General features: G+C 70.3%; 10 protein-coding genes and 1 pseudogene. 3 read left to right on the top strand and 8 right to left on the bottom strand.

The window, feature by feature from the left end; all coding sequences use genetic code 11:
• Window positions 1–1,478, top strand: a pseudogene (locus ABS52_19270) (hypothetical protein).
• A gap of 140 nt (window positions 1,479–1,618) precedes the next feature.
• Window positions 1,619–3,550, top strand: a complete 1,932-nt coding sequence (locus ABS52_19265; protein ID ODT00032.1) for an asparagine synthase (glutamine-hydrolyzing) — start codon at window positions 1,619–1,621, stop codon at window positions 3,548–3,550.
• Here the strand turns inward: ABS52_19265 and ABS52_19260 are convergent.
• From ABS52_19260 to ABS52_19225, 8 genes are all read right to left on the bottom strand, one after another.
• Complete coding sequence (locus tag ABS52_19260; GenBank protein ID ODT00031.1) at window positions 3,474–4,784, bottom strand: hypothetical protein; 1,311 nt, start codon at window positions 4,782–4,784, stop codon at window positions 3,474–3,476. The two genes, ABS52_19265 and ABS52_19260, sit on opposite strands and share 77 nt — an antisense overlap.
• A gap of 71 nt (window positions 4,785–4,855) precedes the next feature.
• On the bottom strand, window positions 4,856–6,217 hold the full coding sequence (locus tag ABS52_19255) for a hypothetical protein (protein ODT00030.1): 1,362 nt from the start codon (window positions 6,215–6,217) through the stop codon (window positions 4,856–4,858).
• A 52-nt stretch (window positions 6,218–6,269) separates the two neighbouring features.
• Window positions 6,270–7,601, bottom strand: a complete 1,332-nt coding sequence (locus ABS52_19250) for a hypothetical protein (protein ID ODT00029.1) — start codon at window positions 7,599–7,601, stop codon at window positions 6,270–6,272.
• Window positions 7,602–7,778: 177 nt separating this feature from the next.
• Window positions 7,779–9,179, bottom strand: a complete 1,401-nt coding sequence (locus ABS52_19245) for a hypothetical protein (GenBank protein ODT00028.1) — start codon at window positions 9,177–9,179, stop codon at window positions 7,779–7,781.
• Window positions 9,179–9,784, bottom strand: coding sequence for an adenylyl-sulfate kinase (locus tag ABS52_19240; GenBank protein ODT00027.1), 606 nt, complete (start codon window positions 9,782–9,784; stop codon window positions 9,179–9,181). The genes ABS52_19245 and ABS52_19240 overlap by 1 nt, the downstream gene beginning before the upstream one ends.
• The gene (locus ABS52_19235) at window positions 9,781–11,145 is read right to left on the bottom strand and encodes a hypothetical protein (GenBank protein ODT00037.1); all 1,365 of its coding nucleotides are present in this window, start codon (window positions 11,143–11,145) and stop codon (window positions 9,781–9,783) included. Before ABS52_19235 ends, ABS52_19240 begins: the two co-directional genes overlap by 4 nt.
• 176 nt (window positions 11,146–11,321) lie before the next feature.
• Window positions 11,322–12,188, bottom strand: a complete 867-nt coding sequence (locus ABS52_19230) for a hypothetical protein (GenBank protein ID ODT00026.1) — start codon at window positions 12,186–12,188, stop codon at window positions 11,322–11,324.
• A 3-nt stretch (window positions 12,189–12,191) separates the two neighbouring features.
• The gene (locus ABS52_19225) at window positions 12,192–13,343 is read right to left on the bottom strand and encodes a sulfate adenylyltransferase (GenBank protein ODT00036.1); all 1,152 of its coding nucleotides are present in this window, start codon (window positions 13,341–13,343) and stop codon (window positions 12,192–12,194) included.
• A gap of 1,071 nt (window positions 13,344–14,414) precedes the next feature.
• On the opposite strand from ABS52_19225, the gene ABS52_19220 reads away from it, so the two are divergent.
• Entirely contained in the window at window positions 14,415–16,301 is a 1,887-nt protein-coding gene (locus ABS52_19220) for a phosphodiesterase (protein ODT00025.1), read from the top strand.
• The last annotated feature ends 34 nt before the right edge of the window (window positions 16,302–16,335 follow it).

Below are 16,335 nucleotides of genomic sequence, written 5' to 3'. Positions count from 1 at the left end.
CCGTCCCCACCACGATCTCCCTGCCGGCCGCGCCGACGCTGCTCAACTTCGCGTACCCGAAGGTGACGGGGAAGACGTGGAGCGTGCGTGCTGGCGACAACCTGCAGAACATCATCAACTCGGCGCAGCGTGGTGACGAGATCGTGATCCAGGCGGGCGCCACCTTCTCCGGGAACTTCACCCTGCCGGTCAAGACGGGGACGTCGGCGAACGGGTGGATCCTCATCCGCTCCGACATGGCGGGGAGCCTGCCGCCGCAGGGGACCCGAGTGACGGCGGCGCAGGCGTCGCTCATGCCGAAGCTCGTCTCGCCGAATACCGGCCCCGCGCTGGCGACGACGCCGTCCACGAACGGGTGGTGGATCAGCGGAATCGAGTTCACCGTCGCCCCGGCCGTGACGTCGGTCATCGGGCGCGTGGTGGCGATGGGGAGCGCGGGCGCCTCCCAGAGCTCCCTCTCGCAGGTGCCGTACGACATCGTCTTCGACCGCGTCTACATCCACCCGCAGGCGACGCAGAACGTCCAGCGCTGCCTCGAGCTGAACAGCGCCCGCACCGCCGTACAGGACAGCTACCTGGTCGAGTGCCATGCCAAGGGCTTCGACTCCCAGGCCATCGTGGGGTGGAACGGGCCCGGTCCGTTCAAGATCGTGAACAACACGCTGGCCGGTGCCGGCGAGAACATCATGTTCGGCGGCGGCGACCCGACCATCAGCGGGCTCATCCCGGGCGACGTGGAGATCCGCCGCAACTACGTCTACACCCCCGCCAGCTGGAAGGGCGTGTGGACGAAGAAGAACCTCTTCGAGACCAAGAACGCGCAGCGCCTCCTGATCGAGGGGAACGTCTTCGAGGGGTCGTGGACCGACGGACAGGTCGGCTACGCCTTCGTCCTCAAGGTCGCCAACCAGTCGGGTAGTTGCACCTGGTGCGCCACGCGCGACATCACGATCCGCAACAACATCATCCGCAACGTGGGGGCGGCCTTCGGGATCACCGGCAAGGAGGGCTCCAACACCTATCCCGTCGGCGAGCTGCTCAACAAGCTCCTCATCGAGCACAACATCGTGGAGAACGTCAACGTGGGGGCGTACACCGGCGACGGGCGCATGATCAGCATCATGCAGAACGCGTCCGACGTCACCATCCGCAACAACACGATGAGCACGACGGGCTCGCTGTCGCAGTACATCAACGTCGCGAGCGTCCCGGCGGCGACGAACTTCGCCTTCCAGAACAACATCGCGTCCTACGGCCAATACGGCTTCTTCTCCTCCTGGTACGGCATCGGCGAGACGCCGAACGTCCAGGCCTTCCAGGGCACGATCGTCTTCGAGAAGAGCGTCCTGATCGGCGCGCAGAAGAGCGGGTATCCGAACGCGACCTTCGTGTCATCGCTCAGCAGCGCCCTGGCGACCGGCCTGGGCGCCAACCAATCGGCCGTCACGTCCGCGACGTCGGGGGTGGTGATCCCGTAGGAGCCGTTGCAGCACGCGCGCATGCGGGGCGGGGCGAGACCCCGTCCCGCATTCGCTTGCCCGGCCACAACGGCCCGGATTATGCTCCACGTCGGTGGCCCGAATCGCCCACTCCCCGGCACTCGAACTGGCAGGAACGCATGTGTGGAATTGCTGGCCTGGTCGGCACCGACGCCACGTCGCCCTACGCGGCGCGGGTCGACGCCATGGTCGACGCCCTCGCGCGGCGCGGACCAGACAGCGCCGGGACCCACGCCTGGCGTCGCGCCATCCTCGGGCACCGGCGTCTCGCGATCTTCGACCTGAGCCCGGCAGGGCACCAGCCGATGCTGCTCGAGGACGAGCGGCTTGGCGTCGTGTTCAACGGGGCCATCTACAACTTCAAGGACCTGCGCGCCCAGCTGGAACAGGGGGGGGAGCGCTTTCGCAGCCGGACCGACACCGAGGTCCTGCTGCGCGGCTATCGCGCCTGGGGGATCGACGGGCTCGTCCAGCGCCTGCGCGGGATGTTCGCCTTCGCGCTGTGGGATGACGATCGCGCGTCGCTCTGGCTGGTTCGCGATCGCCTGGGGGTGAAGCCGCTCATCTACGTGCAGCGCGAGGGGACCCTCGCCTTCGCCTCGACCGTCCGCGCCTTGCGCGCTGGCGGGTGGGTCGCCGACCTCGATCCGCTGGCGGTGGCCGAGTTCCTGGAGTACGGCTACGTCACCGACGAGCGCGTCATCTACGCCGGGGCGCGCAAGGTCCCGGCGGCGACCATCGTGGAGTTCTCGGACGGGAAGCTCCGCGAGCGGTGCTACTGGACGCCGCCGGATGCCGGGACGCTCCGCCTCGGTTTCTCCGATGCCGTGGACCGCGCCGAGGAGTTGCTCCTGGCGGCCACGGAGCGCCGCCTCCAGGCCGATGTCCCGGTGGGGGCACTGCTCAGCGGCGGCATCGACTCGGCCCTCGTCTGCTGGGCCATCACGCACCTCGGCGGTGACGTGGCGGCCTACACGGCCGGAACGCCCGGGCACGAGGCCGACGAGTCGTCCGACGCGGCGGCCACCGCGCGGCAGCTGGGGATCCGCCATGAGATCCTCCCGCTGTCGGCCGACGACGAGGCGGACGTGTCGACGCTGGTGGCGGCCTATGCCGAGCCGTTCGCGGTCTCGTCGGCGCTGGGCATGCTCACCGTGTCGCGGGCCGTGTCGCGCTCGGCAGCCAAGGTGCTGCTCACCGGTGATGGCGGGGACGACGTCTTTCTGGGCTATGATCGCCACCTCATGCTTCGGCGCATCGAGCGGGCGGCGCGATGGATTCCCGGAGCCGCGGGACCGGCCTGGCGGGCGCTGCGCACGGCCGTCCCGCCGCGCGGCGCGCTGCGGCGTGCGCGTCACCTCGTCGACTACACCACGGGCGGCCTGGGCGCCTTCCTCTCCGCAAACGATGGACTGCCGGCGTTCAAGGATCGTGGGTTGCTCGGGGCACGGTTGCGAGAGGCGAGCATCCCCGCGCGCCAGCGGCCGTGGTCGGTCGGGGCCGCGCGGCGCGTGCTGTCCGACTACCTGGCGCATGACGTGCGCACGCAGTTCGTCGCCGAGTACATGACCAAGGTCGATGGGGCCACGATGCACTACGCGCTGGAGGCGCGCTCCCCCTTCCTGGACCAGGACCTCTGGGAGTTCGCGGCTTCGCTCCCGGTGGACGTGCGCCTGCATGGCGGGACGCTGAAGGCGGTGTTGCGTCGCATCGCCGAGCGGCGCATCGGCGCCCAGGTGGCGACCGGCAAGAAGCGCGGCTTCACCATCCCGGTGACGTCGTGGATCGCGGGACGATGGGGGGGCGACGTGCGCGCCGCGCTGCACGACTCGCCGCTCGCCGCAGCGGGGTGGCTCGATCCGCGTGGCGTGGGCCCCGAGCTGGCGCGCCGCGTTGCGCCTGTGGTATCTCTACGTGCTCGACGCCTGGTGGCGCGCCGAGCACGCACCGGGGAGCGTTCGCGCCGTCGCCTGACTACGGCGCCGTCGTCGCCTGGGCGGCCACGGCGTCACGCCACCCGGCAGGGTAGTGCACCTCGGCGGGATCGATAGCGGCCGACACGCGCTCCGCCGCCTCGCCGTCGCCCAGGGCCCCCGACACCTGCACGTCGCCTGGTGTGAAATCGGTGAGCGGCCAGCGGAAGCGGTCGAAGGCATGGGCAATGATCGGGATGCGGGCCGGGTCGTAGCCGAGCAGTCGTGCGCCCACGAGGTCGACGGCGGCTGCGCTCTCGCCCGCCAGGATGAGCCCCACCGGGAGTGGCTCCGCACGCAGTGGCCCGTCACCGTGGCCGGCGACGATCGCGTCGACGACGTGCACCACGCGACGCTGCGGCGCCTCGGACAGCGTGCCGTCCGTGCGGCCGTACACGAGGATGCGGTTGAGGTCGAGGCACGTGCGCCAGATGGTGTCGTTCCCCGACCACGCGCCTTCGACGCCGAGCTCGTCACCCCGTTCGTGCAGCACGCGGTGCAACGCACGCGTCCCGAGTCGCAGGGCGCGCCGGGCCGCGATCGAGCGCGTGGCGTTGGCCTGGTCGTACACGAACTCGAGCGCGCGTTTCACCGGGTCGCTTCCCGGGTAGCAGTCGCCCCCTGTCGCCGATCCTCCGATGCGATGGTGCGGAAGAAACTCCTTGTTCCCGTTGATCCCGATCAGGTTCTTGAGGGCGCAGGTGACGCCGGCCTTCTTGTGCGTCTTGAGCTTCGGGAGGTTGACGACCACGTCGGCTTCGATGATGTCGCGCGCGACGAGGAATTGGTGACGTCCCGGCGCATGCGTCCGCGCGAGCTCGGCCGGTGGGTACTGCGTGACGCGAAACCTCCCTTCCTCGGCGATGGGTTCGAGCAGGCTGTCGTGCGCGAGATCGAACAGGACGAATCGATCGACCGGGAGGAGCCCTTCGCGTTCGCGCCGGAGCCCGGCATCGAATCGGGACGTGGTGCGCCGGTAGTCGTGAGGACCGCTGAAGCGCGGCTCGCGCGCAGCCAGCGACGCGGCCCACTCCCCCAGGCCGCTCACGGCCAGCAATTGGTCGAAGTCGCACTCCTGCAGCGGTGCGTCACCCAGCGTGACCTGCGCCGCGCCACTGTCGAGGAGCTCCTCGACCACGGCCCGGATGAGCGATGCATGCGTGAACAGCGGCTCCACCCCCCACGGCCCCTGGTTCTGGTGCAGCACCAGGTTGGGCTTGACGAGGACGCGCGCCCCCACGGGGAGGAGGGCGCGGAACGCCGGGGCGTCTCCGGTACCGTTCCACCCAAGGGCGCGCGCCACGTCGCGCACTCCCTGCCGGACCCGGGAGGCGTCGTATCCGACCGGATCGACACGGGCTATGGCGACGGTTCGCGGGCTACTCATGGGACGGGAGATGAAGGAGTCGGGTGGGCCGCCGCGGCCACGTGCGACAGCACGGGGCGCCACTTGTTGGCGCCCGAGCGCGGGATCTCGTTCGCGATCGTGAGGTGCATGGGGAGGCCGGGAAGGTTCAGCTGCAACACCGCCAGGATGGCATCGCCGTGCGAGGGCTCGTAGCCGGTGTTGGGGACGAGCACGACCTCGATGCTGTAGTCGGCGGCTTGGCGGATCTGGAACTCGCGCAGCGGAAAATCCTTCATGAGGTGCGCGATCCCCACGCCGTGGAGCCAGCGGCCGTTGGGGAGGTGGAGCCGGTCGAGGATCCGGCCGTGGACCTCCGTCAGCTGCAGCGCCGGATGCCCGGGCCTGCTCCCCGACGGAAAGCGTCCGACGTCGCCGATCCGGTAGCGGAGCATCGGCATCGCATCCGCGTTGAGCTTGGTGACGAGGATGTCCGCCTCGCCGCCATCGCGATCCGGTTCGACGAGCAGGTTGGCCCAGTCCACCTCGAAGGCTGGCGACTCACCCGTCGCGACCTGCATGCCGATGAGGCCGACCTCCCGGCTGCCATAGCGCTCGTGCACGGGGACGGGAAAGGCGCGCTCGATCCGGGCGCGCTGCTGCGGCCACAGCTTCTCCGCCCCGGTCACGATGCGATGCTGCGGATAGTCCGCCGCCATCCCTCGCTCGAGCAGGACGCTCGCCAGCGAGTCGAGGGCGCTCGCATACGCCACGAGGCACGCGGGACGCGTGCGCGCCATCTCCTCGTGATACGCCAGCAGTACCTCGGGCTCCAGCCGGAAGCAGTCGTACCAACGGCGGTTGGTGAGGGCATCGCGCACGCGCTCGCGCCATTCCGTGCGCTCGCGTGCGTCGAGGTGGTGCCCCCACAGGAACGCGGTGCTCACTCCCCGGGGGACGCCGAGGCGACGCATGAAGTGCTCCTGCCCGCTCAGCCGCCATCCCCGCTCGCGTGGGCCGCTGTAGTAGACGAGGGGGACGCCGGTCGACCCCCCGGTCCCATCGCGCCGACGCCCCTGCGGCGCGACCTCGGGGGAGAGCATCCCGTCGACGTCGCGATGCACGTCGGAACGCTCGAGCACCGGGAGGCGGGCGAAATCGTCGAAGTCGAAGTCGCGCCCGGCATCGAAGCCGATGCGCTGCAGGCGCTCGCGATAGAAGGGGGTGGTGCGCGCGGCCTCGCGCACCACCTCGCGGAGCCGCCGCAGCGTCCACGCCCGTCGCGCGTCGTCGCTCCAGCCCTGTGCGTCGTGCCGGAAGCGCAAGCCATCCCGGAAGTGGCGCTCCCCGCGGCGTGTAGCCGGCCGCATCGCACGCGCCACGTCGATGGCGGCCGTCACCCCGCGCCCGACCAGTTCGCGAGGCGTCAGCACGATGCGCGTCGCCTCCCGCTCACGTCAGGCGCAGCGCGCTGCGCATCACGCGCGGCCCGCGCTCGAATGCCGCCACCTCCTCGCGCGTCACCAGGGCGAGGGCGAGGAGCGTCGACAGGTTCACGTACGTGAAACTCATCCCCGCGAACGAGCCGAACACCCCGGCGGCAGCGTACGCCAGCAACGCGAGCATCAGCGCCTTCAGCTGCATCGCGTATGCCTCGGCATATGGGCGCACGCGGCGCATGGCGCGGACGGCCGTCGTGATCGCCGACCCGATGATGAGGCTCCACAGGAGGAGGCCGATCCACCCCGTCTCGGCGAGTACCGTCAGGTAGGTGTTGTGCGCATCGCGTGCCCCGCCCGCGATGGGATTGAACATCCCGCGCCGGGCAACCTCGGCGTGCGCGTTGGGATACGCGGACCAGCCAACCCCCGTCCAGGGGAACTGCTTGTGCACGGCCCACGCCACCTTCCAGATCTCGAAACGCTGTTCCGCCGATCGCTGGTCGTTGGCCGAACGCAGGTCGCCGGACTCGCCGGCGCTCTTCAGGCTCCCCAGACGACTCCACACGTCGCTCGGCGCGAACGTGATGACCACGGCCGCAATGGCCACCACGCCGATGAACGATCGCGTCCGACCCTTTCCCTGCAAGACGAAGTAGGCCAGCACCGCGACGCCAATGGCGAGGATCGCGCCGCGCGACTGCGTCATGAAGATGATCATCGGGATCGACGCGAGCCCGATGAACGCCGCCTGCCGGATGAGCTTTCCACGCTCGGTGTACAGCAGCGCCAGGCAGAGCCCAAGCGGGAAGAGCAGGAGCGCCGCGTAGTCGTTCGGGTTCTCGAACGCATAGTTCCACGCCACGCGCCCCTGCGTGGTCGCGTTGTACACGAACCAGTTCATGATCCCGCCGCGCACCGGATAGAGCGCGAAGGAGGCCAGGTAGAAGAACATGAAGAACCGGATGCGCGCACGGTTCGTCAGCACCGACACCGTCACGGCCGCAATGATCATCACCTTGGTGATATCCTGCAGCGCCTTGGTGTCGTATTGCCGGTACTCGGTGCTCTGGTACGTGAGGCCGAGGAGCATCAGGAAGAGCACCATCCAGGCGATCATCGGCGGGAACTTCCATCGCTCGCGCGAGCCGAGGGTCACGCCGACCATGGCCGCCAGCATCAGCACCTGCCCCAGGTTCACCAGGTACGACGTGATGATGAAGATGTAGCCGAGGAAGGCGACGTAGCCGAGCGACCAGTCCACCCCCTGCCACGGCCACGTGAATCGCTGCTCGATGCGCTCGAAGCCGGTGGGTGGGGCGACCGGCGCCGCCGGCCCCTGCACGCCGCGTCGCGCGGTTGCGGGCGCCGCCGGCGGCACCGCTGCGGCGTCTCCCTCCCCCCGCCATCGCGCCGTTCGCCAGCCCGCTGCGCCTCCCCTCATGTCGACCGGTTCCTCACGTCAGTGTCCCTCATTAGGACGGTTTCCGTACCCCGCCTGCAACCGCCAGGCCCCTGCAAGTTACACGCTCAGCACCGGGGTCCGGCCCCTGAGCGCGAAGCCGCCCACGAGCACGAGCACCGCTCCGTAGATCGCCCCGCCCAGGGGGACGGAGCCCAGGAGCGACCGGGGGGCGAGGATGATCAACGCGGCGGCCATGGCCGCGCTGGCCAACGTCGCCTTGTACAGGCGCCGCGGCGGCACCACCGGATACCCCGCTCGCCGCGCGTAGTGCGCCGCCAGCCCCAGCCGGATCAGCTCCGTGGCGAGGGTTGCCGCGGCCGCCCCTTCGAGCCCCCACCGGGGGACGGCCGCCACGACCAGCGCCACGTTGCACCCCGCGGCGATGGCGTTGACGCGCAGCAGCTCGCGCTCCTCGCCAGCGGCGATGAGCGCCACCACCGGGAGCTCGCGCAGCGCGGCCAGGGGGATGCTCCACGCCAGCCATTGCAGCGCCACCACGCCGGGGAGGTACGCGGCGCCGAAGATCTCCCCCACGACCTGCGCCGAGATGTACCAGGCCCCGACACCCACCGGGAGCGCGATGGCGAAGGCCTGGGCGCACGCCGTGGTGAACAGCGCCTCGCGCTCCTCGCGCTCCCCCTCCAGGCGAGACAGGGTCGGGAGGACGGTGTGGGCGAAGGCCACGATGAGGTTGGCGGCGAAGGCGACCATCGTGTACGCCGCGGCATAATATCCGGCCGCCGCCGCCCCGCTGCGGAGGCGCAGGTAGATGAGGTCGAAGTTGAAGAGGAGGAGGCCGAGCAGGGTGAAGACGATCAGGTGTCGCGACCGGGCGAAGACCGGGCGCGCCGCGACCGGGTCCCAGCGCCACCGGAGCCGGTGGCCGCGGCGCTGCAGCGTCGCGAGGAGGACCATGGCGGTGACGGCGGCGCCGATGAACTGGGCGAGCGGGACATGGCCCACGTCGCCGGCCCCGTGTACCAGCAGGACGATGGCCAGGAGGGCAACGGCTTCGCCGAGGGTTCGCGAAACGGCGATCTCGCCGGCGCGCTCGAAGCCGAGATGGATCCAGCGGACGCTGAGCCCCGTGAAGGCGAGGGCGAGCGCCGACGACGCCATGACGGCGCCGTCGGGTTGCGGGAGGACGGTGAGCCCCGCCGCCACGACGACGAGCGCGAGAACGATCGAGGCGACGAAGCGGAGCGAGAGAATCGGCTCGGCCAGCTCCGCCAGGCGCCCGCGGTTGCGGGCGACGAGGGGGACGCCGACGAGCTCGATCCCCCCGTCGGCCAGCTGCGTGAGGTAGAGCATCACCCCCATCGCCACCCCCACGATGCCGTACATCGCGGGGGAGAGGGTGCGGGCGAGATAGACGGTGGCGGCGAAGGCGGCCAGGCGCGCGGCCGCCTCGCCGCCGCCCAGCGCCATGAACCGCGCGCCGATGCCGCGCGGCGGCATCAGAGGTACCCTAACGACGCGAGCCGGCGGCGGATGTCCTCTTCCTGCTGCGAGCGCGCCTGCTCGGGCGCCGAGGGGATGATGCCGATCATCTCGAGGGTGCGCAGCACCTTCCACGCGGCTTCGTGCACCGACTCGCGCTCGGCGCGGATGTGCACCTCGGGCGCCTCGGGTGGTTCGTACGGGGCGTTGACGCCGGTGAACTCCTCGATCTCGCCCCGGCGCGCGCGCGCGTACAGGCCATCGGGGTCGCGCGCCTCGGCGACGTCGACGGGGCAGTCGACGTACACCTCGACGAAACCGGTCGTGTTGCGGCGCACCTCGTCGCGCGTGGCGCGATACGGCGACACGGCGGCGCAGATGGCGACGACGCCGTTGCGCGAGAGGAGCTTGGCGACGTAGCCGATGCGGCGCACGTTCTCCTCGCGGTCCTCGCGCGAGAAGCCGAGGCCGCGGGACAGGCTTTCGCGCACCTCCGACCCGTCGAGGAGCTCGACCGCCACCCCGCGGTCGAGGAGCCGCTGGTAGACCGCCTGCGCGATGGTGGACTTCCCCGAGGAAGGGAGCCCGGTGAACCAGACCACGGCCCCGCGATTCTGCGTCATACCAGTCCGATGATGGGCCACCACCAATGCACGACCGCGAGCAGGATGAGGATCGAGGCCACGGTCATGAGGAGTCCCGCCTTGAGGAAGTCCTTCGTCTGCAGGTACCCGGAGGCGAAGATAATCGTGTTGGGGGCGGTGCTCATCGGGAACATGAAGTCGAGCCCGGCGCCGAACGAGACGGCGAGGACGAGCGCCACGGGCGAGGCGCCGGAGTGGTTGGCGAGGGTGAAGGCCAGCGGGAGGACCACGGCCAGGGCGGCGGCGTTGCTCATCACCTCGGACAGGATGAGCGCCAGGACGGCCGCCCCGAGGATCGTCATGTGCGCCGACGGCTGGTAGCCGTCGAGCACCCCTTGCAGGAGCCACTTCGCGGCCCCGGTCCGGTCGAGCGCGGAGCCTAACGCGATGGCCCCGCCGTACATGAGGACGATGTTCCAGTACACGTGGCGCTCCGCCTTTTCCCACGTGAGCACCTTGAAGGCGAAGAGCGCCACGGCGCCGAGGAGCGCGATGACCGCCAGGTCCACGCGGCGCCCGCCGACGCTGACCCAGGCGAGGATGGTGAGCGAGATGATGGCGAGCGCGACGTACTGCGGGCGGCGCATGGGCCCGAGGTTCTCCACGGCCCGCTCGATCACGCGGCGGGCCGCGCCGAAGTCGACGGGCTCGGGGTCGAAGGCCGCCCGCAGGATGATGGGCGTGGTCACGAGCCCGAGGAGGACGACGGGGGCCGCCGCCAGCATCCATTCCGAGAAGGCGATCCCCTGGCTGTAGCGCTGCTGGAGCATGCCTAACGCCAAGGCGGCGCGGCTGCTGCCGAGGAAGGAGAGGTTCCCCCCCACCATGGCCCCCCACGCCATGGCGAAGAAGAGGAGCTTGCCGTACTGGCTCTCCCGGGGCTTGAGGTGCAGGGCGGCGGCGACTTCCATGGCGATGGGAAAGAGCATCGCCGTCGTCGCCTGGTTCGGCATCCAGACGGTGGCGAAGGCCCCGGTGAGCATCATCCCCATGGCGAAGGCGAAGGGGGACTGCTCGAAGCGGCGCAGCATGAGGAGGGCGCAGCGCTTGCTGAGCCCCGTCTCGGTGAGCGCGCCGCCAATCAGGAAGATCCCGATGAGGAAGAAGATCGCCGAGGAGCCGAACGCCGCATAGGCCTCCGACGGCTTCATCGCCCCGGTGAGCCCCAGCCCGGCGACGGCGAGGAGGGCGGTGACGCCGTAGGGGAGGGCGTTGGAGATCCAGAGCGTGGTGCAGAGGACGAAGACGCTGAAGGCCTTCTGGCCCTCGGCGCTGAGCCCGTCGGCCGGGGGCGCCAGGTAGATCAGGGCCGCGGCGACGATCCCGCCGATGACGAGCAGGCGCTGCCCCCAGTCTTCCCACCCGGCTGGCGGCGGCGGGGGGACGGCGGGGCCGGAGGGGGGGGTGGGACGTCGCTCCTGCGGCCAGCGGAACCCCGTGCCGCGCCTGGGCGAGCCGCCAGGTGCAGCGGTCGAGGCTTCGGTGAAGAAGACGCCCATGGGGAGTCGCGCCGAGGCTAGTGGCGGAGGGCCGACGCGCGCTGCGCCACCGCGTCCTTCAGCCGCTCCACATGCTCGTATGCGAGGCGAATGCGCCCCATGAGGCGCCCCTCGTTGACGTCGCCGTGGTCGTCCGAGCCGCCGGTGACCAGCAACCCGTGCCGCGTGGCGAGCGCGGCGAAGTGCGCCGTCTGCGCCTCGCTGTGCTGCGGGTACTGGACCTCGATCCCGTCCAGTCCCCAGGCGACGAACTGCGAGATGTCGTCGTCGGAGAGGCCGGTACGCCCCGGGTGCGCGGCCACGGCGACCCCGCCAGCTGCATGAACGGCGGCGATGGCCTCCTGCGGCGAGACCTTGACCCGCTGCACGTAGCAGCGCCCCCCGTCGAGGATGAGCTCCGGGGTGAAGGCCGACTTCACGTCGGGGACGATCCCCGCCTCGACCATCGCCCGGGCCACGTGCGGGCGCCCGATGTTCTCCGTCCCCCCGGCGATCTCCACCACCCGGTCGAACGAGACCGCGTACCCGTACTCGTTCAGCTTCCGCACCATTCCCCAGGCGCGGGCAAAGCGCCCGTCGCGCAGGGAATGCAGCAGGTGGGCGAAGGCGACGTCGTCCAGCGCCACCCCGAAGGCCAGCAGGTCCACCTGGCGCTCGCCGGCGTCGAGGGTGGAGATCTCGCAGGCCGGGAGGAGCTCGATGCCTAACGCCTCCGCCGCCTCCATGGCCTCGGGGACCCCGGCGAGGGTGTCGTGGTCGGTGAGGGCGATGGCGGCGAACCCCAGGGCATGGGCCCGCCGCACCACCTCCGCGGGGGCGTCGGACCCGTCGGAGGCGGAGGAGTGGAGCTGCAGGTCGGCGTACCGCCCCGGCACGTGCGCCATCGGCTACCGGGCCGTGGCGTACGCGTCGATCAGGATGCGCGCCAGCTCGGGGCGCGTGAACTCCGGTGGCGGGAGCTCGCCGGCGGTGAGCATCGCGCGGACCTTCGTCCCGCTCAGCACGACGTGGTGCGTCTTGTCGTGCGGGCAGGTGCGCGTCGACGCCATGTTGCCGCACGTCGCGCAGTAGAACGTGTGCTCGAACTTGAACGGCGTGATCCCCAGCTCGTGCGCCGGGAACTGGTCGATGAGGAGCTGGGCGTCGTAGGTGCCGTAGTAGTTCCCCACCCCCGCATGGTCGCGCCCGACGATGAAGTGCGTGCACCCGTAGTTCTTGCGGGCGATCGCGTGCCAGACGGCCTCGCGTGGCCCGGCGTAGCGCATCGCGGCCGGGAAGACGGCCAGCATGGCGCGGCTCTTCGGGTAGTAGTGCTCGAGGACGGCCTCGTACGTCTTCATGCGCACCTCGGCCGGGACGTCGTCCGACTTGGTGGCCCCGACGAGCGGATGCAGGAGGAGGCCGTCGACGATCTCCATCGCGACCTTCTGCAGGTACTCGTGGGCGCGGTGCACGGGGTTGCGCGTCTGGAAGCCGACGACCGTCTTCCACCCCAGCTCGTCGAACCGCTGGCGCGTCTCCAGCGGGGTGAGGCGGTAGTCGTTGAACAGCTCGTGCGTGGGGCGGTTGACGACCTGCACCGGGCCGCCGAGGAGGACGTCGCCCTGCGCCATGAGGCGGGCGACCCCGGGGTGCGCGGTCTCGGCCGTCCCGAAGCACTTTCGCGCCTCGCGCTCCTTGTCGTAGTCGAAGATGTCGGTCACCTGCATGATTCCCATCAGCTTCCCATCGGGATCGCGCAGGGCGATCTCCTCCCCGACCGTGAGCGTGGCGGCCTGCTCCCTCGTGACCGCCTTGGTGACCGGGAGCGCCCAGACCAGCCCGTCGGACAGGCGCATCGAGTCGACGACGGTGTCGTAGTCGGCCTGGCGCATGAAACCGGTGAGCGGCGAGAGCGCGCCGACGCCGATCATCTCCAGGTCGCTCGCCTCGCGGTCGTCGAGGTCGAAGTGCTTGAGCGCCTTGGCATGCTCGATGGCCTGCAGCCGCTTCTCGCCGGTGAGCTCGCGATTCACGAGCGTCCCGCCGTGGGGGGCGATGGGGCCGGGAACGCGCTTCCCCTGCTCGACCCGGCGCGCCAGCTCGGCACGGTCAGCTGCAACGACGCCGGCCGCGAGGTAGCCGCGCTCCTCCAGCAGGCGGATGACGCGCTGGGCGCTCTGCTCGATCGATTCCGCCGCCGTGTCGAGGACCAGCTCGGGGTTCACCGGTTCCTCGTACGGGTCGTTCACCCCGGTGAAGCCCTGGATCTCCCCGGCCATGGCCTTCTTGTACATCCCCTTCACGTCGCGCTCGATCAGGACGTTCATGGGCGCGCGGACGTAGACCTCGAGGAAATCGCCGATCTCGGTGCGTGCGTTGTCGCGCATGCGGGCATATGGCGAGATGAAGCACGACAGCACCACGACGCCGTTGCGCGTGAGGACCTTGGCGACGAAGGTCACACGCTCGATGTTCCTGTCCCGGTCCTCCTTGGAGAAGCCGAGGTCGCGGCAGAGGCTCTGGCGCACCACGTCCCCGTCGAGGCGCTCCGACAGGATATGGCGCTCCTGCAACAATTCATGTACGCGCCGGGCAACGGTGGTCTTGCCCGACCCTGAAAGTCCGGTGAACCAGACGGTGACGCCTCTGCTCATGTCTTTACCTGGTGGAGAGATGGAAGTGCCGACGCTGCTACGCTTTCGCCCCCTCGTGCGTCCTCGTGGACGGGGCCCTCGGATAACAATAGTCGCGCCGGCCAGCGCCAGACGTCGCGCCGCGCGAAGGGTGCCCGAGGCTCCGGGAGGGGGGTGGGGGATCGTTCGTGCCCTGATCTTGCAATAGCGTTGCCTCGCAGGTCGACCCGGACGATCCTTCGCCGCTGGCGACCGCGGCTCGGCGCGCCTTCACGACGGGTGGCTCAGCCCCCCCGCAACACTCCAGGAGAGAGCTACGTGTATATCGGTCCCGACTCCCTGATGCCGATCGCGTCCGTCTTTGCCGCCATCGCCGGCTTCTTCCTCATGTTCTGGCGACGGGTGGTGGGTGCCGTGAAGCTGATCGCGTCGAAGTTGTCCTCCAAGCAATAAGGGGCGGCGGCGCGCCCGCCCCCTCCGTCCCCCGATCCGGACGTGCGGCGCGCGCGGAAGGTCATCGTCATCGGTCTCGACGGGTTCGCCCCCGACATCGTCGAGCCCATGTTGCAGCGCGGTGAGCTTCCGCACCTCGAGCGGCTTCGCCGCATGGGCGGCTATGCGCGACTGGCGACGACCACGCCGGCGCAGACTCCCGTCGCCTGGTCCACCTTCGCCACCGGGGTGAATCCCGGTGGACACGGGATCTTCGACTTCCTTCGCCGCGACCCCGCGACCTACCTCCCCGACCTGTCGCTCAGCAGGTACGAGCAGGAGAGCGCCTGGCTCCCCCCGCGCGCGGTGAACCTGCGCCGCGGGACGCCCCTGTGGGAGGACCTGGCGGACGCGGGGATCCCGGCCACCGTCCTCCGCTGCCCGGCCACCTATCCCCCGGACCGGCTCGCGGGGCGCCTCCTGTCAGGGATGGGGGTCCCCGACATTCGGGGGGGCCTCGGAACCGCGACGATCCTCTCGGAGGACCCGGCGGCACGCGCTCGCGAGAGCGAGGTCCTCGTGCGACTCGAACGTGCGGGCGAGCGCCTGCACGGCCACCTCGTGGGGCCCCGTCACCCGAGGACGCGCGTCGATGTCACGGCACCGCTCACCCTGACGGTCGATCGAGGTGCCGGGATCGCCACCGTGGAAACCCACGGCGAGCCCGCGCGCCTGTCGGTGCGCCTGGGGGAGTGGAGTGACTGGTTGCAGCTGACGTTCCGCGCCGGGCGCCTGGCACGCGTGCGCGCGACCATGCGCTTCCTCCTGGTGCGCACCGAGCCGCACGTGGAGCTGTACGCCTCGCCCGCCAACTTCGACCCGCGCGCCCCGCTGTATCCCATCTCGCACCCGGCACACTACGCCGCCGAGCTGGCCCGGGCGCTGGGGCGGCCGTACTACACCACGGGGATGGTGGAGGACCACGCCGGCCTGTCCAACGGGCGCTTCTCCGAGGAGGCGTACCTCGCGCAGTGCGAGGAAGTGATGCGCGAGCGAGAGACGATGATGCAGTTCGAGCTGGCGCGCCTCCGCGACGGATTCTTCTTCGTCCTCTTCGACACGCCTGACCGCGTGCAGCACATGTTCTGGCGCTTCCGCGAGCCGGGGCACCCGGCCAACGGCGAGGACCGCGCGCGCGTCCGCGAACTCGCCCACGTCATCGAGGAACACTATCGGCGCTGCGATCGCGCCGTGGGGATGGCAATGGCGGCGATGGACGACGAGACCCTCTTCCTGGTCCTCTCCGACCACGGCTTTGCCTCGTTCCAGCGCGGGCTCAACCTCAACAACTGGCTGCACGAGCAGGGGCTGCTGGTCCTGCGCGGGGGCGCTGCGCCGCGCGCCTCCACCCCAGACTTCCTGCGAGAGGTCGACTGGGGGCGCACGCGCGCCTATGCACTGGGGCTCGGGAGCATCTACCTGAACGTCGCCGGGCGCGAACGCGACGGGATCGTTCCGGTCACGGAGGCGCCGGCGCTCGGCGGGCGCATTGCAGCTGCCCTCTCCGGCCTGCACGACTCGGCGCGTGGAGCGGTGGCCGTGCTCGGTGGACGCACGCGAGCCGAGCTGTACCGCGGGACGTACGCCGACGAGTCACCGGACGTCGTCGTCGACTTCAACGCCGGATATCGCGTCTCGTGGGCCACCGCGCTGGGTGGCTTCGGCGATGCCACGTTCGAGGACAACACGCGCAAGTGGGGGGGCGACCACATCGTCTCACCCGCGCTCGTCCCGGGCGTCTTCTTCTCGAACCACCGATTCGATCCTGCGGACCTCGCCATGATTGACATGGCGCCGAGCATCCTCGACACGCTCGGAGCTGCCCCGCGTCCCGTGCACGAAGGGCGCGCGCGGTTTGCCCATCACTGCTCTCGCGCGGCGGAACGGTGATCCGGACGCCGCCCCTGCACGTAGCACCAAAGTT

The sequence above is a fragment of the Gemmatimonadetes bacterium SCN 70-22 genome (assembly GCA_001724275.1).
Classification (GTDB): Bacteria; Gemmatimonadota; Gemmatimonadetes; order Gemmatimonadales; family Gemmatimonadaceae; genus SCN-70-22.
Note: the sequence above shows the minus strand (reverse complement) of the source record. Positions and strands in the feature narration are given on the sequence as shown.

Bases quoted from the DNA above. Each gene is read 5' to 3' on its own strand.
- ABS52_19240 (ODT00027.1), bottom strand. From the start codon at position 9,784: ATGACGCAGAATCGCGGGGCCGTGGTCTGGTTCACCGGGCTCCCTTCC.
- ABS52_19265 (ODT00032.1), top strand. From the start codon at position 1,619: ATGTGTGGAATTGCTGGCCTGGTCGGCACCGACGCCACGTCGCCCTAC.
- ABS52_19245 (ODT00028.1), bottom strand. From the start codon at position 9,179: ATGCCGCCGCGCGGCATCGGCGCGCGGTTCATGGCGCTGGGCGGCGGC.
- ABS52_19230 (ODT00026.1), bottom strand. From the start codon at position 12,188: ATGGCGCACGTGCCGGGGCGGTACGCCGACCTGCAGCTCCACTCCTCC.